Raw genomic sequence first — 19,533 nt, 5'->3', positions numbered from 1 at the left:
GCGATGCTGCGCGGCCTGCTCGCGCACAAGCTGCGGCTGCTGCTCTCCGCGTTGGCCATCATCCTGGGCACCATGTTCATGTCCGGCGCGTTCATCGCCGGCGACACGATCGCCCAGGGCTTCACCGGGCTGTTCTCGACCATCAACTCCGATCTGGACGTGCAGGTCACCGGCAAGTCGGAGGTCAGCGACCAGCAGTCCGGCGTGGTCACCGCGACGGTGCCGCAGAGCGTCGCCGACACCGTCGGCACGGTCGACGGCGTCGAGAAGGCGACCCCGCAGGTCGCCTCGGACGGCGCTCGGGTGATCGGCGACAACGGCAAGGTGATCCCGACCTCCGGGCCGCCCCGGCTCGGCGTCGGCTGGACCGGCGAGGACGGTCTGCTCGAACTGCGCGACGGGACCGGGCCGACCCAGCCGAACCAGGTCGCCCTGTCGGCGAACCTGGCCGAGCAGGCCGGCAAGAAGGTCGGCGACCAGGTGCAGGTCATCACCTTGCAGCCGGAGAAGACGTTCACCGTCGCCGGGATCTTCGGGTACGAAGGCGGCCGGGACTCCCTGGCCGGGGAGATGACGGTCGCGTTCACGATGCCGGTCGCCCAGGAACTGATGCTGGGCAAGACCGGCGCGTACACCAGTGTGGACGTCCGGGCGGCGAGCGGGGTCAGCGACAGCGAGCTGAAAAGCCGCATCGAGCAGAAGATCGGCCCCGGCTACGACGTACGCACCAACAAAGAGGCGACCGAAGCGGCCGGCAACAGCATCCAGCCCTTCATCACCGTACTCAAGACCGGGCTCACCGTCTTCGCGCTGATCGCCTTGATCGTCGCCATCTTCCTGATCTTCAACACGTTCTCGATCCTGGTCGCGCAGCGTACGCGGGAACTGGCGCTCTATCGCTCGTTCGGCGCCTCGAAGCAGCAGGTCCTCCGCTCGGTGCTGACCGAGTCCGCGCTGCTGGGCCTGGTCGCCGCGCTGGTCGGGCTGATCATCGGCTGCGGCGTCGGTTGGCTGGGCAAGAAGGGCCTGGAGGCGGTGTCCAACACCAACCTGCCCGTCACCGGCATCGTGGTGAAGCCCTATGTCGTGATCGTGACGCTGCTCGTCGGCGTCCTCGTGACGGTGATCTCGGCGCTCGTCCCGGCGTTGCGGGCGTCGCGCGTACCGCCGATCGCGGCGATGCGGGACGCCGCCGTACCGGACAAGCCGCTCAAGAAGCTCACCATCGCCGGCCTGATCGTGCTGCTCATCGGCGTCGCGTTCCTCGTGCTGCGGCTGACGAAGGTGTGGAAGGACCCGCTCTGGCTCGTCCTCGGCGGCGGGGCACTGCTGGTGTTCATCGGCGTGATCATGCTGGCCCCGGTGCTCAGCCGGCCGGTGACCCGAGCGTTGGGCGCGCTGTTCGGCACCTCGGTCCCGGCCCGGCTGGGCACTCGCAACACCGGGCGCAACCCTCGGCGTACGGCGTTGACCGCGGCCGCGCTGATGATCGGCGTGACCCTGGCGACCGCCGGTGGCGTGTTCGCCTCGTCGGCCAAGGCCGGGCTCACCGACGTCTTCACCAACGACGTGAAGGCGCAGCTGATCGTGCAGGTCGACTTCTCGGCCGGCGCGACGGCCGGCTTCGACCCGGGGATGCAGAAGCAGATCCGGGAGATCCCCGGGGTCACTCAGGCGGCCGCGTACCGGACCGACACCGCCCGGGTGGGCGGGCAGACCACGCAGATCCTCGCGGGTGACCCGGCCGCCACCGCCGAGATCTTCACCTTGACGCCGGCCTCCGGCGACATCCGGCCGCTGACGGCCGGCGAGATCATCCTCGACGACGCCACCGCCAAGCGACTCAACGCGACCGCCGGCTCGACGGTCGACATCGTCACCGCGCGGGGCGGGCCGAAGCAGGAGAAGGTCGTGGCCACCCTGGAGCCGTCCAGCGCCTGGTCCGGCCCGCTGCTCAACGAGACCGACGCGGCCGGATTCACCTCGCCCAACGCCCAGGCGGCCTACGTCCAGGTGGCCTCGGACGACCAGATCGAGTCGGTACGCACCCAGCTGGAGTCGCTGTTCGCCGACAACAAGGAAGTGACGGTCGTCGACCAGAGCCAGCTGCTGAGCACGGTCACCAGCGTGCTCGACATCGTGCTGGTGATCCTCAACATCATGCTCGGGCTGGCCATCGTCGTGGCCCTGCTCGGGGTGGTGAACACGCTGCTGCTGTCGATCTATGAGCGGACGCGGGAGATCGGCATGATCCGCGCGATCGGGCTCAGCCGCGGCTCCACCGCCCGCATGATCACCGTCGAATCGATCCTGATCTCCGTGTTCGGGGCACTGCTCGGCATGGTCGTCGGGGTCGGCCTCGGCGTCGCGGCGGTGAAGATCTTCGGCGGGGACTACCTGAGACTCACCATCCCGTGGGGCTACCTGATCGCGACGCTGATCCTCGCGATCGTGGCCGGCATCCTGGCCGCCGTGCTCCCGGCGATCCGGGCGAGCCGGCTCAACGTGCTGGAGGCCATCGCGTACGAGTGACGCTCTCCGCTCGCTTTCCGCGGCTTGCTTTTCGCGGCGGATCAGGGTTCTGGGTCGAATCTTGGGCCAAGATTCGACCCAGATCCGTGATCCAGCGCCAACGCCGGCGCCGGCGTGCAGCCGACGCGCGAACGGAGGGTGCGGCCAGGCGTGACTCAGGGGCTTCCCCGAGATCGTCTCGGGGACGGCCCCTGGCGCGGATCTCGGGCTTCTTTCCACCCACGGTCTGACGTCTCCCGCGTCACCAGCCGGAACGATGAGAGTCGCCGGTCGGGCACCGCCTTGCCCGGCCGGACCAAGCTTTCAATTCCGTGCAGGGGGACTTCGATGACAATCACCGCACACCCGCCCGTCCGCGTGGCCGTCGCCGCGCGGGCCGTGGACGTCTGGAAGGTGTACGGCTCGGGCGAGGCCCAGGTCGTTGCGCTGCGGGGGGTCAGCATGGAGGTGGCCGCCGGCCGCTTCACCGCGATCATGGGACCGTCCGGCTCCGGCAAGTCGACGCTGATGCACTGCCTGGCCGGGTTGGACGCGGTCACCCGGGGCGAGGTGCACATCGGCGACACGAAGCTGACCGGCCTCGGCGACGCCGGGCTCACCAAGCTGCGTCGCGAGCAGGTCGGGTTCATCTTCCAGCAGTTCAACCTGCTGCCCACGCTCACCGCCGAGGAGAACATCCTGCTGCCGCTGGCGATCGCCGGACGCAAGCCGGACCGCGAGTGGTTCCGCACGGTGATCGACACGGTCGGGCTGGGTGACCGGCTCGGTCACCGCCCGAGCCAGCTCTCCGGCGGCCAGCAGCAGCGCGTGGCCTGCGCCCGCGCCCTCGTGTCGCGGCCCGAGGTGGTCTTCGCCGACGAGCCCACGGGCAACCTCGACTCGCGCTCCGGTGCGGAGGTGCTGTCCTTCCTCCGCTCGTCGGTACGCGAACACGGGCAGACGATCGTGATGGTCACGCACGACCCGACCGCCGCGTCCTATGCCGACCGGGTCGTGTTCCTCGCCGACGGGCGCATCGTCAACGAACTGACCGAGCCGACGCCGCAGAAGGTGCTCGACGCGATGCAGTCGCTGGACCGCGTCGCGGCCGACACCGCCGGGGCTGAGTCCTGATGCTGCGCGCCACCCTGAAGAGCCTGCTGGCCCGCAAGCTGCGGCTCGCCCTGTCCGCGATGGCGGTCATCCTCGGCGTCATGTTCGTCGCCGGGTCCTTTGTGCTCACCGACACCCTCGGACGCTCGTTCGAGAGCATGTTCGACTCGGCGTACGCCCACACCGATGTGGTCGTGCAGCCGAAGCCGAAGGTGGACGGCCAGATCGCCGGCGGCGACTCGCCGGTGCCCGGGCTGCTGACCGCCGACGACAAGAAGGCCGTCGAAGCCGTCACCGGGGTCGCCGCCGTGCACCCCATCGCCGAGGCCGAAGGCGCCCGCGTCATCGGCAGCGACGGCAAGGTCGTCACGACGGTCGGCCCGCCCCGCCTCGGCAGCAACTGGCTCGACGGCGTCGGCGGCGCGGAGATCCGCGACGGGCACGCCCCGCAGAACGACAACCAGGTCGTGCTGAACGTCGAGCAGGCCACGAAGGCCGGGCTGAAGGTCGGCGACCAGGTGACGGTGCTGACGCCGGGCGGCAAGCGCACCTTCGAGCTGGCCGGCACCTTCGGGTACGCCGGTGGCCTCGACGGGCGCGGCGGCGTACTGGAGGTCCGGTTCACCGAGAAGGTCGCCCAGGAGCTGATGCTGGGCCAGCCGGGGGCGTACACCTCGTTCGACGTGGACGCCGCGCCCGGCCAGAGCGTCGAGGCGGTCCGCGACGCGATCGCCGCCAAGACCGGCGGGGCGTACGAGGTCAAGACCGGGGCCGAGCTGGCCAAGTCCATCGCCGACCAGTTCAAGTCGGTCTTGGACGGGCTGAACAAGGTGCTGCTCGGGTTCGGCGGCGTGGCCCTGTTCGTCGGCACGTTCCTGATCCTCAACATCTTCTCGATCACCGTCGCCCAGCGGACCAAGGAGCTGGCGCTGACCCGGGCGCTGGGCGCGAGCCGCCGCCAGATGATCGGCTCGGTGCTGGCCGAGGCGCTCGTCGTCGGCCTGGCCGGCTCGGTGCTCGGCCTGCTCGCCGGGCTCGGCGTCGGCTGGGTGCTCGCGATGCTCGCGGCCAACGTCTCCGGGCTGGTCCTGGCCCCGATCGCGTTGCCGGCCTCGGCCGTGATCGCGGCGTTCTCGGTCGGCATCGTGATCACCGTGCTGGCGGCGCTGCTGCCGGCGCTGCGGGCCAGCCGGGTGCCGCCGATCGCGGCGCTACAGGAGGTCGCGACGCCGGACCGGCCGCTGACGAAGCTGACGGTCGGCGGCGGCCTGGTGACGGCGGTCGGCGTCGCCCTCATGGGGTACGGCCTGACCGGCAACGGTCACCTGTGGCCGATGCTGGGCGGCGTGATGTTCGCCTTCATCGGGGTGGCACTGCTGAGCCCGATGGTCGGCAAGCCGCTGGTGGCCGCGCTCGGCCGGCTCTTCTCCTGGTCGGTCGCGGGCAAACTGGGCCGGCTCAACTCCGGCCGCAACCCGCGGCGTACCGCGATCACGGCGGCGGCGCTCATGATCGGCATCGCACTGATCACGGCGGCGAGCACGGTGCTCACCTCGGGCGACCAGAGCCTGCGGGGCGCGGCCGCCCGGGAGGTCCACGCCGATCTGCTGGTCAGCGGCCAGGAGAGCACCGACGTCGTGCCGACGTTCGCGCGTTCCACGATGGACGACATCCGCAAGATCCCGGGGGTGGCCAGCGCCGCCAGCGAGGTCTACGAGCGGGCCCTGGTCGGCAAGCAGGGACACGGCGTCGAGATCGTCGACGATCTGCCCGCACTGGCCACCCAGTTCAGCCTGAAGGCGGTCGGCGGATCGCTGTCGGCTCTCGGACCCACCGACGCCGTCGTGGACACCGAGACCGCGGTCGAGGACGGTGTACGCCTCGGCGACACCGTCCGGGTGGTGCTGCCCAAGGGTGATCCCGTGGAGTTCCGGATCGCCGCGATCTACACCCAGAACGACTTCATGGGCGGCTACATGCTGGGCTCGGCCGCACTCGAGCACAGCTACAACCCGGACCCGGCGATCGCGACGATCACACTGGCTGACGGCGCCTCGGAGCAGGCGGTCCGCGACCGGATCACCGCGCTGCTCGCCGGCAACCCCGAGGTCACGGTGATGAACAAGGCCGAGTACCTCGACCAGGCGTCGGGCCAGATCGGCACGCTGCTGACGATGGTCACGATCCTGCTGGCGCTGGCCATCCTGATCGCCGTCCTCGGCGTGATCATCACCCTGTGGCTGTCGGTCCTGGAGCGTACGCGGGAACTCGGTCTGCTCCGGGCGATCGGGCTCGGCCGGGCGGCCACCATGCGGATGATCACAGTGGAGGCTGTCGTCATCACCCTGTTCGGGACGCTGCTCGGCCTCGCCACCGGCGTCGGGATGGGCGCGGCGGTCGTCCGGTCGCTCAAGGGCGAGGGCATCACCGACTTCGCGGTGCCGTGGTCGCAGCTGACCGCGTACCTCGTGGCCGGGGCCCTGGTCGGCGTGTTCGCGGCGGTCCTGCCCTCGATCAAGGCGGCCCGCACGGACGTGCTCAAGGCGATCGCCTACGAGTAAGGCGTACGAGTAGGTCCCCAGTAGACCCCTCTGCACGGGAGGGTCCGGTCCCCGGTGACGTGTTGATCACGACTCACCGGGGACCGGTTTGGTATTTTCCGCGAGTGAGTTTGCGGGAGAGATCACGTCAGCTGGTCGAGTCCCGGGCCTTCCAGTACTTCATCACCGCCGTCATCCTCGGGAACGCGGCGACCCTCGGCCTGGAGACCTCGTCCACACTGCACGACCGGTACGGCGTTCAGCTGCACGTCATCGACGTGACGGCACTGTCGATCTTCGTGATCGAGCTGATACTGCGCCTGTTCGTGCACCGGCTGCGCTTCTTCCGCGATCCGTGGAACGTGTTCGACCTCGCGATCGTCTCGGTCGCGCTGGCCCCGGCGTCGTCGGCGTTCACCGTGCTGCGGGCGATGCGGATCCTGCGGGTGCTCCGCCTGGTCTCGGTGGTGCCGAGCATGCGGCGCGTCGTCTCGGCGCTGCTGACCGCGATGCCGGGCATGGTCTCCATCGCCGGGCTGCTGGTCCTGGTGCTCTACGTCGCGGGCGTGATGGCGACCAAGCTGTTCGCGCACACCGCGCCGGAGTGGTTCGGCTCGCTCGGCCAGTCGATCTTCACGCTGTTCCAGATCATGACCGGCGACAGCTGGTCCGAGGTCGCCCGCGAGGTCATGGCCAAACAGCCGCTCGCCTGGATCTTCTTCATCGGGTTCCTGGTGGTCTCGGCGTTCACCGTGCTCAACCTGTTCATCGCGGTGGCGGTCAGCGCGATGGAGGCCGAGCATCGGGCCGAAGAGGAGGCCAAGCCGATCCCCGCCCAGGACCGGGCGGTGCTGGCGGAGCTGCGCGAGCTGCGGGCCGAGCTGGGGGCGCTGCGCTCGGAGCTGACCGAACGGCAGCCGGTCTAGAAGCCGCGCAGGTACGCCAGGTCCACACCGGACAGGGTCGGCAGCAGGTGCGCGCCGAGATCGCCGGGCAGCGCCACCTCGCACGGTACGCCGATCACCCGCGCACCGGCCGCGATCGCGCTGCGTACGCCGGAAGAGGAGTCCTCGATGGCGACGCACCGCTCGATCGGTACGCCGAGCAGGCGGGCCGCCGTCAGGTAGGGCTCCGGGTGCGGCTTGGAGTTGCCGACCTCGTCACCGCAGACGATCACGTCGAACGGGCCGAGCGTGTCCAGGGCGATCTTGACCAGCCGCCGCTCGGTCGAGGTCACCAGGGCCGCCGGTACGCCCGCCGCGCGTACCTCGGTGAGGAGTTCCAGCGCGCCCGGCCGCCACGGCAGCCCCTGGGCGAACAGCTCCCCGGTCAGCGAGACCAGGCGCTCGGCGCTGAACGCGTAATCGCGGTGCTCCTGGCCGAGGTCCGCGTGGAAGATCCCCATCGAGGTGGGCATGTCGGTGCCGACCATGCGCAGCCGGGCGTCCTCCGACAGCTGCCCGCCGTACTCCCCCGCGAGCTGCTGGAGCGAGATCGCCCAGAGCTGCTCGGAGTCGATGAGCGTTCCGTCCATGTCGAAGAGCACCGCGGCCAAGGTCACGCCTTCCAGAATGCCTGGCCGGTCCGCCTCGCCTCACTTCGCGGTGGCACAGCTCACGTTAGGCTCGCCTTGTGGAGCAACTGGAGGCGCTGCCCGAGGACTGGACCCGGGCGCTGGCGATCGCGGCGCACCCGGACGACCTGGAGTACGGCGCGGCCGGGGCGGTCGCACGGTGGACCGCCGTCGGCAAGGACGTCCGCTATCTGATGGTGACCCGGGGTGAGGCGGGCATCGACGGGATCGCGCCCGCCGAGTGCGCTCCCCTGCGCGAGGCCGAGGAACGGGCCGGCGCCGAGCTGGTGGGCGTCGAGATCGTCGAGTTCCTCGACCACCGCGACGGGATCATCGAGTACGGGTTGCCGCTGCGCCGGGACCTGGCCGCCGCGATCCGCCGCCACCAGCCGGAGCTGGTGATCACCGGGAACTATCACGACAGCTGGCCCGGCGGTGGCTGGAACACCCCCGACCACCGGCACACCGGCCGGGCGGTGCTGGACGCGGTGGCCGACGCCGGGAACCGCTGGATCTTCCCCGAACTGGCCGAGGAAGGTCTCCAGCCGTGGAACGGCGTGCGCTATGTCGCCGTCGGGGGGTCGCCTCAGCCGACCCATGCGGTGGACATCACGGGCACGTTCGATCGGGCCGTCGCGTCGCTGGAGGCGCATCGGGCGTACCTGGCGGGGCTGGGCGACCATCCGATGGCCTCGGCGCGCGGCTTCCTGGAGTTCCTCGCCGACCAGGTCGCGCCGGCCTTCGGCGGCCGGCGCGCCACCGCCTTCGAACTCCTCCGCTTCTAGCCACCGTGCAAGATCATTGCGTCACCCAGGCTGTTTGAACGGACATTTCGCCGCGGGACACAGCATGAGTGACGCAATGATCACGCGAATCAGTCGAGGGCGAGGTAGAGGCGTTTGCCGGTGGGGACGAAGCCGACGCGCTCGTAGACGCGCCAGGAGTCGTCGCCCGACGCCTCCAGCCACGCGCCCTCGACGCCCCGCGCGAAAGCCTCGCGCGTGATCGCCGCGGTGATCGCCCCGGCGATGCCCCGTCGCCGGAACGGCTCGGTCACGGCGATGCCCGCGACCTCGGCCACGCCCTCGCTCGGGGGTGACGCCTGGCCGCCGCCGACGATCAGGCCGTCGGGGCGGCTGCGGGCCATCCGGACCACGCCTCCCCGCTCTTTGGTACGCCGAGAGCGGTCGATGTCGGCCGGGCCGACCTCGAAGGCGTCCCCGAAGGCGGCGGCCTGGGCCGTGATCATGCCCCAGTAGTCGGCGTCGGTGTCGGGTTCGGTGACCTCGACGCCGTCGGGGTCGGGCACGTCGGCGAACGTGTCCGGCGTGCAGACCAGGTACTCGTGCCGGGCCTCCACGGTGAACCCGGCGGCGAGGAGTTGGCCCTCCAGGTCCGGGGCGATGTTCACCACGTACTCCAGGCGCGGGATGCGGTCGATCTCCCGGAACGCCGCGACCAGGGCGGCGACGTCGGCCGGCGTGATCGCCGCGCCCGGGACCGGGGTGGCGTAGTTGATGTACTTGCTCGGGCTGGCGGGATCCCAGCCGAGGACGAACGGGCCCGCTTCGACGACCTGCGGCCGGGCGGAGAGCTGGGCGACGACGGAACGCTGGACGCTCATGTCCATGATCAACTTCATGACCTCATCTGATGAGAAAGCTCTGCGGAAAAGGGCGCGCGTGAATGCGCTAAGAGAGCGTTGGACCGCCGCAGATGAAGGCGCGCGCCTGAGCGAATCAGGCGAAGTGCGCGCGGCGGCCGCTGTGGCTCGCCGAGATCATGGACTTCATTCCCTTGGAGAATTCGGGACCGGCCCGTACGCCGATCGGGGCTCAGCATGCCATCAAGATCGGCGCCGGGTCAACCCCGGTCCGCTAGCGTGATCCCATGAGGATTCCCGCGCTCCCGCCGCAGTTGCGCCTGAGCGCCGACGGGCCGGTAGCGACCCTGGTCGTGGACCGGCCGGACCGGCTCAACGCCTTCACCCTGCAGATGTGGGCGGCGCTGCCCGAGGCGGCCGCAGCCGTCGAGGAGGACCCGGAGGTACGCGTACTGGTGATCCGGGGCCCGTCGGGCGGCCCGTTCTCCACCGGCGCGGACATCGACGAGTTCACCACCGTACGCCGGGAGCCGGCCGACGCGCAGGCGTACACCGAGGTGGTGCAGCGGGCCGAGGCGGCCGTGTCGGGGCTGTCCAAACCGGTCGTCGCGTTGATCGAGGGCTGGTGCGTCGGCGGCGGCTGTCAGCTGGCGCTCGCCTGTGACGTGCGGGTCGCCGCCGACGGGGCGTCGTTCGGGATCACCCCGGCGAAGCTGGGCATCGTCTACCCGCTGGCCTCGACGGCGCGCCTGGTGCACACCGTGGGCCACGCCACCGCCCGGTTCCTGCTGATGACGGGCGAAGTGGTGGACGCCCAGCGGGCGCTGCGGATGGGTCTGGTCGACGAGGTGTGCTCGCCGCACGCCGTGCGGCGCCGGGCGTACGCGCTGGCCAGGATGCTGGCCGGCCGGGCGCCGATCTCGGTCGCCGGGGCGAAGGCGCTGATCGACCGGGTGCTGGCCGGGCAGGAGTCCGACGACGCGTGGACCCGCGAGCTGTACGCCGCCTCCTATCACAGTCCCGAGTACGCCGAGGGCGTCGCCGCGTTCGGCGAGCGCCGAGTCCCGGACTTCCGCGACTGCGCCTGGCCCAGCCTGGGTAGGGTCGAGGCATGAGTGGTACGCGTAAGGGCTGGGGGCTCGTCGGGTTGGCCGCCTTGGCCGGTGGGGCGGCGGTCGCCTGGTTCGGCCGGGAGGTGCCCCGGGCGATGGGCGGCAGGGTCTCGGGCGAGCGGGCCGACCGCGTACGCCGGTCGCCGCAGTGGCGGGACGGCCGGTTCCAGAACACGATCCCGACCCTGACCATGCCGTCGAACACGGCGAAGCTGGCGCACGACGCGTTCTTCGGCGGCCAGGTACGCCGCCCCAAGCGCGACATCCCGATCGTCGACGCCGCCCCGTCGGCCGACGCGACCGGGCTGCACATCACCTGGTACGGGCATGCCTCGACGCTCGTGGAGATCGAAGGCGCCCGGGTGCTGATCGATCCGATCTGGAGCGACCGCTGCTCGCCGTCGCAGGAGGTCGGGCCCAAGCGCCTGCACCGTACGCCGATCGCCGTGGACATGCTGCCGCAGGTGGACGCGATCCTCATCTCGCACGACCACTACGACCACCTCGACATGGCCACCGTGCAGGAGCTGACGCGGTCGCAGGACGCGCCGTTCGTGGTCCCGCTCGGCGTCGGCGCGCATCTGGAGGCCTGGCGCGTGCCGGCCGACCGGATCATCGAGCTGGACTGGAACGAGGACGTCGAGATCGGCCGCGTGCATCTGGTGTGCACGGCGGCGCGGCACTTCTCCGGCCGGGGGCTCAAACGCGACGGGACGCTGTGGTCGTCCTGGGTGGTCCAGGTGGGCGAGCGCAAGGTGTTCTACACCGGCGACTCCGGCTACTTCGACGGGTACGCCGAGATCGGCGAGCGGCTCGGCCCGTTCGACGTGACGCTGATCCAGATCGGGGCGTACGGCGACGCCTGGCCGCACATCCACATGTTCCCGGAGGAGGGCGTGGCCGCCCACCTCGACGTCCAGGGCGGGCTGATGATCCCCGTCCACTGGGCGACCTTCAACCTCGCCTTCCACGACTGGTCCGAGCCGGTGGACCGGGTCTGGCGCGAGGCCAAGGCCCGGGGCGTACGCCTCGCGGTGCCCCGGCCCGGGGAACGGGTGGACGTCGATCTTCCGCCGCCGGTCGACGGCTGGTGGCAGGCGGTCGCCTGAGGCGTCAGCCCACCCGGTCGTTGACGCAGCGCAACACCGGCGCCGCGGTCAGCTCGTCCACCGCGGCGTCCAGCGGCAGTCCGCTGACCCGGAAGGTGAAGCTGTCCCCCGGCAGCAGCGTGACAAGCTGTTCGTCCACGGTGGCCGCCGGGTGGACCCGGTCGGCGAACAGGCACAGGTCGCGCAGGAACGTCTCGGCGATCACGGTGACGAGCACGTCGTCCTCGACCCGCGACGCCGTCGCCTCGTACGCGGCCGCCGGGTAGGCCAGGTCCTTGTCGCGTCCGGAGAACCACCAGGCGTTCCCCGCGACCAGGCACTCGTCCGGACCCGGTTCGCCCACCGAGTCCGCGAGCGGGATCGTCACCGCGCCTCGGGCGGGCACGACGAGGTCCACATCGGCCGTCGCGAGCTGCTCGCCCGCCAGCGACATGCGGCGTACCGGCAGCCGCAGCGGCCACTCCGACGACGTCTCGTTCACCGCCACCAGACCGTCCGGCTGGAAGGTCAGCAGCCGATCGGCATAGGACCGGCTGAGGGCGTACCAGAGGGGTTTGCGCCGGCCGTCGCCGTCGACGGCGGACCAGGAGATCACCGGCCAGCAGTCGTTGAGCTGCCAGACGATGGTTCCCATGCAGTGCGGGCGCAGCGACCGGAACCATTCCACGCCGAGCTGGATCGCCCGCGCCTGGTTCACCTGGGTCAGGTAGTGCCAGTCGTCGAACCCTTGGACGTCGCCGAAGTGCTCGTCCAGGGCGCGCTGGAGCTTGCCGTCGCCGCCGCCGGCCTTCTGGTGCGCCGTCAGCGCCGGTCCGGCCAGCGCCTGCGCACGGTCCAACGTGGAATACGCGGCGGGGGCCTGGAAGCCGAACTCGGCCACGAACCGCGGCTTGTACGACCGGTAATGGGTGTAGTCGTGGGTGTTCCACACGTCCCAGATATGCGTCGACCCGTACGCCGGATCGTTGGGATGCCGATCGGCGGCCCCGGTGAACGGGCCGCCCGAGTACGGGCTGGCCGGCCAATACGGCCGAGTCGGATCCAGCTCGGCGACGATCGACGGCAGCAGCTCGAAGTAGTAGCCGCTCCCCCACGTCCGGTCGCCGAGATCAGCCTGCCAGCCCCAGTCCCGCCAGCCCCACACGTTCTCGTTGTTGCCGACCCACATCACCAGACTCGGATGCGGAGTCAGCCGGGCGACCTGCTCCCGGGCCTCCGCCTCGACCTCGCTCCACAGCGGCTGCTCCTCCGGGTACGCCGCGCACGCGAACAGGAAGTCCTGCTCGACCAGCAGACCGAGTTCGTCGCACAGGTCGTAGAAATCCTCCGATTCGTAGATCCCGCCGCCCCACACCCGGATGAGGTTGACGTTCGCCACGCACGCGTCGGCCAGGCGGGCGGCGTACCGGGAACGGTCGACACGGGTGATGAACGCGTCCTCCGGGATCCAGTTGACGCCCCGGACGAAGACGGGCACATCGTTCACGACCAGCGTGAACGCGCTGCCCGATTCGTCCGGCGTGGTGTCCAGGCGGAGGTCGCGGAAGCCGATGCGACGCTGCCAGACCTCCAGCTCCCGGTCACCGTCGGTGAGCGTCACCGTGAGGTCGTGCAGCGTCGGCTCGCCGTAGCCGCGGGGCCACCACCGGGCCGGGTCCGGCACCTCTAGGCGTACAAGTCCTTGATCGGAGTCGATCAGCTGGACCTCGGCGCGGTGCTCGCCCACCGCGGCGGTCAGCGTCAGTGGCGCGGATGACGCGCGTTCGGCGCGGACGTGCACCTCGACGAGGCCGATACCGTCACGCAGCGTGACAAGCGGGCGGACCTCGGCCAGCCGCGCGACCGACCACGTCTCCAGCCCGATCGGCCGCCAGATACCGGCGGTGACCAGCGTCGGACCCCAGTCCCAACCGAAGTTGCAGGCCATCTTGCGGACGAAGTTGAACGGCTCCGGATACGAATTGGGCCGATCTCCGAGCTGTTCACGCAGCTCATCGGTGTACTGGTAGACGTCGGCGAAACGCACCTCCAGCCGGTTGCGGCCCTCCCGCAGCGCCTCACGCGCGTCGAACCGATACGACCGGTGCATATTGCGGGTGTCACCCAGCGTGACGCCGTTGAGGGTCACGCTCGCGATCGTGTCCAGACCCGCGCACACCAGGTCCGCGCGCTGGTCACCGGCGTCGCTCCAGTCGAAATCCAGCTGGTACGCCCAAGCGCTGCGGCCGATCCAGGCGGTCTTCGGCTCGTTCTCGCCGAGGAACGGATCGTCGATGAGCCCGGCGGCGAGCAGATCGGTATGCACGCACCCGGGAACGGTCGCCGGGACCGGCCCGTCGAGTGCGTCTCCGTGCAACGTCCAGGGGCCGTCCAGCGCAGTCACGCCCCCACCCTAGCCCGGCCATGATCAGGGGCCGGTACGCTGGTCGGGATGACTTTCCGGGAGCTTCTGCACGCCGACTGCGCCTCGTGCGTCGGGCTCTGCTGTGTCGCACCCGCCTTCGCCAAGTCGGCGGACTTCGCGATCACCAAGCCGGCGGGCAAACCATGCCCGAACCTGCGCGACGACCACCGCTGCGGCATCCACTCCCGGCTGCGGGAATCCGGCTTCCCCGGCTGCACGGTGTTCGACTGCTTCGGCGCGGGCCAGCGGATCACCGCCGCCTTCGACGGGCGAAGCTGGCGGGACGAGCCCGGGATGCTGGCCGCGTTCCCGATCATGCGGGACCTGCACGAGCTGCTCTACTACCTCGCCGAAGCACGGAGCATGCCGGCCGCCGCGCCCCTGTACGCCCAGCTCACCGCGATGTACGACAAGATCGACGAGCTGGCCGCGTCGCTCGACCCGTCGGTGGACCCTTCCGTTCTCCGCGCGGAGGCGAATCCGCTGTTGCTCGAAGCCAGCTTGTTGAGCCGCCGCCCGGCCGGGCCGGACCACCGGGGCGCGTCCTTCTTCGGAGCGTCGCTGCGGGGCGCTTCGCTCCGGCGAGCTTCACTGCGCGGGGCGATGCTAGTCGGGGCGGATCTGCGGCAGGCCGACCTCCGTGAGGCGGACGTCATCGGCGCCGACTTCCGGGGCGCCGACCTGCGCGGAGCCGACCTGACCGGGGCGCTCTACCTCACCCAGGCGCAGCTCGACGCCGCTCGCGGCGACTCCCGTACGCGAGTGCCCGCCGCGCTGCACCACCCCGCCCACTGGGCGGCATGATCGCGCCGTGATCAGCGGAGCTTTCGTGGGGTTATAGCACCGCGATACTTCCGCTGATCATCAGAGGGCGGCGCGGGATTCGGCCATGCCCCGATTCGCGAGGGCGTCGGCGCGTTCGTTCCCCGGATCGCCCGCGTGCCCCTTCACCCAGACCCACTCGATCTGGTGGGCCTTGACCGCCGCTTCGAGGCGCTGCCACAGGTCGGCGTTCTTGACCGGCTTCTTGTCCGAGGTCTTCCAGCCGTTGCGCTTCCAGTTGGGCAGCCAGGACAGGATGCCGTTACGCAGGTAGGAGCTGTCGGTGTGGAGGCGTACGGTCACCGGCCGGGAGAGCAGTTCCAGCGCCTGGATGGCGGCCATCAGCTCCATCCGGTTGTTGGTGGTCTGGCCGCCGTCGCCGCCCCAGATCTCCTTCTCGCGGTCGCCCCAGCGCAGGATCGCTCCCCAGCCGCCCGGCCCGGGATTGCCGCTGCAGGCGCCGTCGGTGTAGATCTCGACGATGCGCGCATTCACCTCGGCCATGGGCGAAACCTACCCGACCGCAGGTCATGGGTGCAGCGCCGCCCCCTTCAGCACCTTGTCCACAACGGAGCGCGGACCGTGCATGGCGATGCCCACCAGCCGTAGTCCGTCTCGGGGTACGGCCGCGACGGCTGCCCGGTTGTCGTCGTCGTTGCCGGTCTTGAACAGTTCCTCGGTGAAGACCCCGATCGTCAGCCCGCGTTCCAGCGCCCGGCCGTGTGCCTGGGTGAGCTGTGCTGCGTCGCCGGCGAAGACCATCACCGGCTGGCGGAACATCGGCAGGTACGCCGTCCCGTCGGCGTCGGCGTACGGTTTGCCGATCAGCTCGGGTTCCTGCGCGGCGACCCCGCTGACGAGGAACGCCGTCACGTTCAGCCGTTGCCAGGTGGCCAGGTCCTCGCGCAGCAGGACCGCGATCTTCGTGTCGAACCTCATGACTCGAGGCTGTCCGTTCGCGCCCGCCGGGTCTTGTACGTTCTTGGCATGCAGGCGGTGTCGGCGTGGCGTCCACCGGTACCGGGCATCGCGGAGGTGTTCCATGCCCGGTTCGACCGGCACGCGTACCCGATGCACACCCATGAGACCTGGACGCTGCTGATCGTCGACGACGGCGCGATCCGCTACGACCTGGATCGCAGCGAGCATGGCGCGGTCGGTGCGACGGTGACGCTGCTGCCGCCGGACGTGCCGCACGACGGGCAGTCCGCGACCGAGGGCGGGTTCCGCAAGCGGGTGCTCTACCTCGATCGCGCGGTGCTCGGCGACGCGTTGATCGGTGCGGCCGTCGGGCAGCCGGAGTTCCGCGATCCGCTGCTGCGTGCACGGCTGGATCAGTTGCACCACGCGGTGTCCGGGCCGGACCCGCTGGAGGCCGAGAGCCGGCTCGCGTTCGTCGCCGAACGCCTGCTCACCCACCTGGGCGCACCGCCCCGGGTCGGCTCCGCACCGCCCCGGCTCGCGGCCGACCTGCGGGATCTGCTCGACGACCGGGTCAAGGCCGGGGTGACACTCCAGGAGGCGTCGGAGTCGCTTTTCGCACATCCCACCCATTTGGTACGCAGTTTCACCCGCGCGTTCGGCCTGCCGCCGCACGCGTACCTGATGGGGCGGCGGATCGCGCTGGCCCGGACGCTGCTGCTGGACGGCCGCCGCCCGGCGGAGGTGGCGATCGAGGCCGGCTTCTTCGACCAGGCGCACCTGAACCGGCACTTCGTCCGGCATGTGGGGGTCTCCCCCGGCCGATATGCTCGCCCACCCGGTAACCACAGCGCCTCAGGCGGACATCTCCAGGTATGGAACTCAATGACGCGGCCGCTCGAAGGCGCTTCGAAGGACTATTCGACGCCCACTACGCGGAGTTGACGCGTTTCGCGACCCGTCGGGTAGGCGCCGACGCGGCGGGCGACATCGTCGCCCACACGTTCCTGATCGCCTGGCGCCGGTTCGCCGAACTGCCGCCCGAGCACACCCGAGCCTGGCTCTACTCGACGGCGAGGCAGGTCATCGCCAACGAACTGCGGGGGCGTACGCGCCGGGAAAGGCTGGCCGCCAAGGCGGCTGCCGGTGGCGACGCCGAGGTGGCGGACCCTTCTGGACAGGTCGACGAGCAGCTGCGCGTACGCGCCGTCCTCGCCGAGCTGTCCCCCGCCGACCAGGAAGTCCTGCGGCTAGTCGAGTGGGACGGGCTGGACGTGACCGAGGCGGCGCTCGTCCTGCGCTGTACGCGTACCGCGCTGAAGGTGCGGCTGCATCGAGCCCGGAAACGGTTCGCTCAGCGGCTGCTCGCCAGCGAGGAACAGGACGCTTCGCCGATCCGGCGCACCCAGCCGACCATCGTTCCCGGAAGGAGCACCACCTCATGACCGATCCCCTGGACCGGCTGCGTGCCGCCGATCCCGCCCGTACGCACACCGACCCCGACCCGCGCGGCTCGCAGGCGCTCGCCCTGCTCGAACGGGTCCTCGACACACCAGCCGAACCGCTGCCGAAGCGGAACCGCCGTCGCCTCATGGCCGCCGTCACCGGTACGGCAGTCGCCGCGGCCGTCGCCGGGTTCTTCGTCGCCACCCCGGCGGCGGCGTACACGGTGGACAAACGACCCGACGGCTCGGTGCACTTCTCGTTCCGCGCCGAACGCTTGAAGGACACCGCCAAGCTCAACAAAGAACTGGCTCGGGCCGGTGCGCGCACGGTGGTGATGCGGATGGTCGCGGCCGACCGCTGCACAGAAGCGCTCGACATGGATCCGGCGTTCCCGTTCCTCACGACCGCCACGCCGGAGGATCTGGAGCGCGCCCCGGTCGCCTACCGAGTGGCCGACGGCGACGTCATCATCACCGTCCGCCCGGAGAAGATCCCGGCGGTGGACACCCTCTCCTTCGGGTACGCCACCCGCACCGACCGCGACGGGCGTACCACCATCGTCGTGCCCGCGGTGGTGCGAACCTTGCCGTCCTGCATGGCGATCCCGGAGCGACTGCCGCGCTGACCATGACCTCACGCGGATGCCGAGCTGGCGTCCGCGTGAGAACCTGGACGGCGTGGACCTCACCGACACGCAGAGCACCCTCGTCGTCGTCTGCGCGCTGGCGATCCTGGTCGGGACCGTCGGCGTGGTCGTGCCGAACACTGGGATGTGACACATACCCGGTGGCACCATCGTCTACATGGGAAAACCCAGAAACGCTCTCGGATTCGCGCGACTGTCCGACCTTCGGCTCATCGATCTCGACGAGGATGGCCGGGCCAAAGGCAACATCGATCAGGAGCAGCGTATCCGAGATTACGCCAAGGCAATCGGCTGGCGGATCACGCGGGTGATCGTCGAGAACGACCTTGTACGCCGCGCGGACGGTTCGGTCAAAGGCGTGTCAGCGTTCAAGCGACGCAAGGTCAAGCTCCCCGACGGCCGTCATGAGTGGCGCACCTACCGGCCGGGTCTGCGCCTGAGTCTCGATCTGCTGGCGCGTGGCGAGCACGACGGCTTCATCCCGTTGGATCTTGACCGGGCCTTCCGCGATCCGCGCGACCTTGAAGATCTCATCGATGTGGCTGCTGAGTACAACGTGCCGGTCGAGTCGGTCACCGGGTCTCTACGGCTGAACAATGACGCCGACATCACCATGGCCCGCGTCATGGTCGCGATGGCGAACAAAGCTTCCCGGGACACGAGCCGCCGAGTGTCGGCCGCGCGGGAACGTCAGGCGCGTGCGGGCGAATACGGCGGCGGCAAGCGCCCTTACGGGTTCGAGGAGGACGGCGTCACCGTACGCCCCGACGAAGCCGCGGTACTCCTCGACTGCTCGATACGGGTGGTCCAAGCCGCCGACGCGGACGACAACGACGAGAGGACCGCGTCACTACGTTCGATCGCGCTGGATCTTCGCCTTCGGAAGATCCCGACGGTCACCGGCGCGCCTTGGAGCTCGGCCACTCTTCGCCAGATCCTGCTGCGGCCTCGCAACGCCGGGATCATGATCTTCAAAGGCAAGGAGATCGGGCAAGCACCGTGGGACCCGATCGTGCCGTTGGAGACCTTCCGAGCCGTCCAGCGAATCCTGCAAGATCCCAATCGGCGCACGAATCCCGGATCTCCGCCGAAGTACCTCGGAAGCTCGCTCTACAAGTGCGGCATATGCACCGACGCCAAGTTCACCAACCCCGTCGGAGTCGAGGTCAGCCGAGGAGGAAGCCGACCCCGATATCGCTGCAAGGACAGCACCCACCTCGTACGCGACCGCACTAACGTCGACAAGCTGGTCGTCTCGACGATCCTTAAACGCCTCCAACGAAAGGACGCCGTCGACTTGCTCCAGCCGACCCGTCCCGACGTGGACATTCCAGCCCTCCGTTCGGAAGCCACGGCGATCCGAACGAACCTCAAGGCGATGGCGGCTGATCAAGTCCTCGGACGCGTCACCCGAGAGCAGCTGTACGCCGCGACGGAGGTCGGAACAAAACGCCTCGACGAGATCGACTCAGAATTGAATGCGGCAACGGTCGATTCGCCGCTCAAGCCGTTGATAGGCGTGGAGGACATCGAGGCCGCTTGGGAGCGGTTGCCGCTGTCGCATCAGCGGCTCGTCCTAGACACCCTGGTCACCGTCCGGATCTTGCCGGTGACCAAGCGCGGGCCTGGCTTCGACCCGGCGGCGGTGGAGATCAAATTCAAGAAGCACCGCAGCGGTGAGCAGACCCCTCGCATGCGGTGAAGGGCCACGGCCGTAGCCCGTTGGGGTGGAC

The 19,533-nt window shown here is 69.9% G+C and carries 18 protein-coding genes; 13 read left to right on the top strand and 5 right to left on the bottom strand.

Annotated elements, in window-relative coordinates:
* The first annotated feature begins 3 nt into the window (after positions 1-3).
* From HDA40_RS34950 to HDA40_RS34935, 4 genes are all read left to right on the top strand, one after another.
* Entirely contained in the window at positions 4-2,532 is a 2,529-nt protein-coding gene (locus HDA40_RS34950; RefSeq protein WP_253762104.1) for an ABC transporter permease, read from the top strand.
* Positions 2,533-2,859: 327 nt separating this feature from the next.
* Positions 2,860-3,645, top strand: coding sequence for an ABC transporter ATP-binding protein (locus HDA40_RS34945; RefSeq protein ID WP_253762103.1), 786 nt, complete (start codon positions 2,860-2,862; stop codon positions 3,643-3,645).
* Positions 3,645-6,185, top strand: a complete 2,541-nt coding sequence (locus tag HDA40_RS34940; RefSeq protein WP_253762101.1) for an ABC transporter permease — start codon at positions 3,645-3,647, stop codon at positions 6,183-6,185. The genes HDA40_RS34945 and HDA40_RS34940 overlap by 1 nt, the downstream gene beginning before the upstream one ends.
* Before the next feature lie 104 nt (positions 6,186-6,289).
* The gene (locus HDA40_RS34935; protein WP_253762100.1) at positions 6,290-7,090 is read left to right on the top strand and encodes an ion transporter; all 801 of its coding nucleotides are present in this window, start codon (positions 6,290-6,292) and stop codon (positions 7,088-7,090) included.
* On the opposite strand, the gene HDA40_RS34930 is transcribed toward HDA40_RS34935, so the two are convergent.
* Entirely contained in the window at positions 7,087-7,719 is a 633-nt protein-coding gene (locus HDA40_RS34930; protein WP_275979726.1) for an HAD family hydrolase, read from the bottom strand. The genes HDA40_RS34935 and HDA40_RS34930 overlap by 4 nt on opposite strands.
* Positions 7,720-7,796: 77 nt before the next feature.
* Between HDA40_RS34930 and HDA40_RS34925 the strand changes: the two genes are divergently transcribed.
* A complete protein-coding gene (locus tag HDA40_RS34925) occupies positions 7,797-8,522 on the top strand; it encodes a PIG-L deacetylase family protein (protein WP_253762099.1) in 726 nt (241 codons plus the stop codon).
* An 89-nt stretch (positions 8,523-8,611) separates the two neighbouring features.
* On the opposite strand, the gene HDA40_RS34920 is transcribed toward HDA40_RS34925, so the two are convergent.
* A complete protein-coding gene (locus HDA40_RS34920) occupies positions 8,612-9,379 on the bottom strand; it encodes a GNAT family N-acetyltransferase (protein ID WP_253762098.1) in 768 nt (255 codons plus the stop codon).
* A gap of 248 nt (positions 9,380-9,627) precedes the next feature.
* Between HDA40_RS34920 and HDA40_RS34915 the strand changes: the two genes are divergently transcribed.
* Together HDA40_RS34915 and HDA40_RS34910 are read left to right on the top strand one after the other, a co-directional pair.
* Entirely contained in the window at positions 9,628-10,455 is an 828-nt protein-coding gene (locus HDA40_RS34915; protein WP_253762097.1) for an enoyl-CoA hydratase/isomerase family protein, read from the top strand.
* A complete protein-coding gene (locus HDA40_RS34910; RefSeq protein ID WP_253762095.1) occupies positions 10,452-11,561 on the top strand; it encodes an MBL fold metallo-hydrolase in 1,110 nt (369 codons plus the stop codon). Before HDA40_RS34915 ends, HDA40_RS34910 begins: the two co-directional genes overlap by 4 nt.
* 4 nt (positions 11,562-11,565) lie before the next feature.
* On the opposite strand, the gene HDA40_RS34905 is transcribed toward HDA40_RS34910, so the two are convergent.
* Complete coding sequence (locus HDA40_RS34905) at positions 11,566-13,944, bottom strand: glycoside hydrolase family 2 protein (protein ID WP_253762093.1); 2,379 nt, start codon at positions 13,942-13,944, stop codon at positions 11,566-11,568.
* Positions 13,945-13,992: 48 nt separating this feature from the next.
* Between HDA40_RS34905 and HDA40_RS34900 the strand changes: the two genes are divergently transcribed.
* Positions 13,993-14,769 (top strand): pentapeptide repeat-containing protein, encoded by a 777-nt coding sequence (locus HDA40_RS34900; protein ID WP_253762091.1) that lies wholly within the window; start codon positions 13,993-13,995, stop codon positions 14,767-14,769.
* A 60-nt stretch (positions 14,770-14,829) separates the two neighbouring features.
* On the opposite strand, the gene rnhA is transcribed toward HDA40_RS34900, so the two are convergent.
* Positions 14,830-15,291: a ribonuclease HI gene (gene rnhA, locus HDA40_RS34895; protein WP_253762090.1), complete on the bottom strand. Its 462-nt coding sequence runs from the start codon at positions 15,289-15,291 to the stop codon at positions 14,830-14,832.
* A gap of 24 nt (positions 15,292-15,315) precedes the next feature.
* Positions 15,316-15,726 carry a DUF2000 domain-containing protein gene (locus HDA40_RS34890; protein ID WP_253762088.1) on the bottom strand — a complete coding sequence of 137 codons (411 nt, stop codon included), beginning with the start codon at positions 15,724-15,726 and terminating at the stop codon, positions 15,316-15,318.
* 48 nt (positions 15,727-15,774) lie between these two features.
* Here HDA40_RS34890 and HDA40_RS34885 point away from each other — a divergent pair, with 48 nt between their 5' ends.
* The 5 genes from HDA40_RS34885 to HDA40_RS34870 are packed head-to-tail and all read left to right on the top strand — an operon-like array spanning position 15,775 to position 19,502.
* Positions 15,775-16,653: a helix-turn-helix domain-containing protein gene (locus tag HDA40_RS34885; protein ID WP_253762087.1), complete on the top strand. Its 879-nt coding sequence runs from the start codon at positions 15,775-15,777 to the stop codon at positions 16,651-16,653.
* On the top strand, positions 16,650-17,153 hold the full coding sequence (locus tag HDA40_RS34880) for an RNA polymerase sigma factor (RefSeq protein WP_253762085.1): 504 nt from the start codon (positions 16,650-16,652) through the stop codon (positions 17,151-17,153). The genes HDA40_RS34885 and HDA40_RS34880 overlap by 4 nt, the downstream gene beginning before the upstream one ends.
* Positions 17,150-17,779 (top strand): hypothetical protein, encoded by a 630-nt coding sequence (locus HDA40_RS34875; RefSeq protein ID WP_253762084.1) that lies wholly within the window; start codon positions 17,150-17,152, stop codon positions 17,777-17,779. The genes HDA40_RS34880 and HDA40_RS34875 overlap by 4 nt, the downstream gene beginning before the upstream one ends.
* Positions 17,780-17,795: 16 nt before the next feature.
* Positions 17,796-17,930, top strand: a complete 135-nt coding sequence (locus HDA40_RS41810; RefSeq protein WP_275978372.1) for a hypothetical protein — start codon at positions 17,796-17,798, stop codon at positions 17,928-17,930.
* A gap of 27 nt (positions 17,931-17,957) precedes the next feature.
* Positions 17,958-19,502: a recombinase family protein gene (locus tag HDA40_RS34870; protein ID WP_253762083.1), complete on the top strand. Its 1,545-nt coding sequence runs from the start codon at positions 17,958-17,960 to the stop codon at positions 19,500-19,502.
* Positions 19,503-19,533 lie beyond the last annotated feature (31 nt).

Origin of the sequence: Hamadaea flava, assembly GCF_024172085.1 — a bacterium.
Taxonomy (GTDB): Bacteria; Actinomycetota; Actinomycetes; order Mycobacteriales; family Micromonosporaceae; genus Hamadaea; species Hamadaea flava.
Note: the sequence above shows the minus strand (reverse complement) of the source record. Positions and strands in the feature narration are given on the sequence as shown.

Excerpts from the sequence above, each read along its gene's own strand:
- HDA40_RS34945 (WP_253762103.1), top strand. The coding sequence starts at position 2,860 with ATGACAATCACCGCACACCCGCCCGTCCGCGTGGCCGTCGCCGCGCGG.
- HDA40_RS41810 (WP_275978372.1), top strand. The coding sequence starts at position 17,796 with ATGCCGAGCTGGCGTCCGCGTGAGAACCTGGACGGCGTGGACCTCACC.
- HDA40_RS34915 (WP_253762097.1), top strand. The coding sequence starts at position 9,628 with ATGAGGATTCCCGCGCTCCCGCCGCAGTTGCGCCTGAGCGCCGACGGG.
- HDA40_RS34920 (WP_253762098.1), bottom strand. The coding sequence starts at position 9,379 with ATGAAGTTGATCATGGACATGAGCGTCCAGCGTTCCGTCGTCGCCCAG.
- HDA40_RS34900 (WP_253762091.1), top strand. The coding sequence starts at position 13,993 with ATGACTTTCCGGGAGCTTCTGCACGCCGACTGCGCCTCGTGCGTCGGG.
- HDA40_RS34885 (WP_253762087.1), top strand. The coding sequence starts at position 15,775 with ATGCAGGCGGTGTCGGCGTGGCGTCCACCGGTACCGGGCATCGCGGAG.
- HDA40_RS34910 (WP_253762095.1), top strand. The coding sequence starts at position 10,452 with ATGAGTGGTACGCGTAAGGGCTGGGGGCTCGTCGGGTTGGCCGCCTTG.
- HDA40_RS34940 (WP_253762101.1), top strand. The coding sequence starts at position 3,645 with ATGCTGCGCGCCACCCTGAAGAGCCTGCTGGCCCGCAAGCTGCGGCTC.
- HDA40_RS34875 (WP_253762084.1), top strand. The coding sequence starts at position 17,150 with ATGACCGATCCCCTGGACCGGCTGCGTGCCGCCGATCCCGCCCGTACG.
- rnhA (WP_253762090.1), bottom strand. The coding sequence starts at position 15,291 with ATGGCCGAGGTGAATGCGCGCATCGTCGAGATCTACACCGACGGCGCC.
- HDA40_RS34890 (WP_253762088.1), bottom strand. The coding sequence starts at position 15,726 with ATGAGGTTCGACACGAAGATCGCGGTCCTGCTGCGCGAGGACCTGGCC.
- HDA40_RS34950 (WP_253762104.1), top strand. The coding sequence starts at position 4 with ATGCTGCGCGGCCTGCTCGCGCACAAGCTGCGGCTGCTGCTCTCCGCG.
- HDA40_RS34870 (WP_253762083.1), top strand. The coding sequence starts at position 17,958 with ATGGGAAAACCCAGAAACGCTCTCGGATTCGCGCGACTGTCCGACCTT.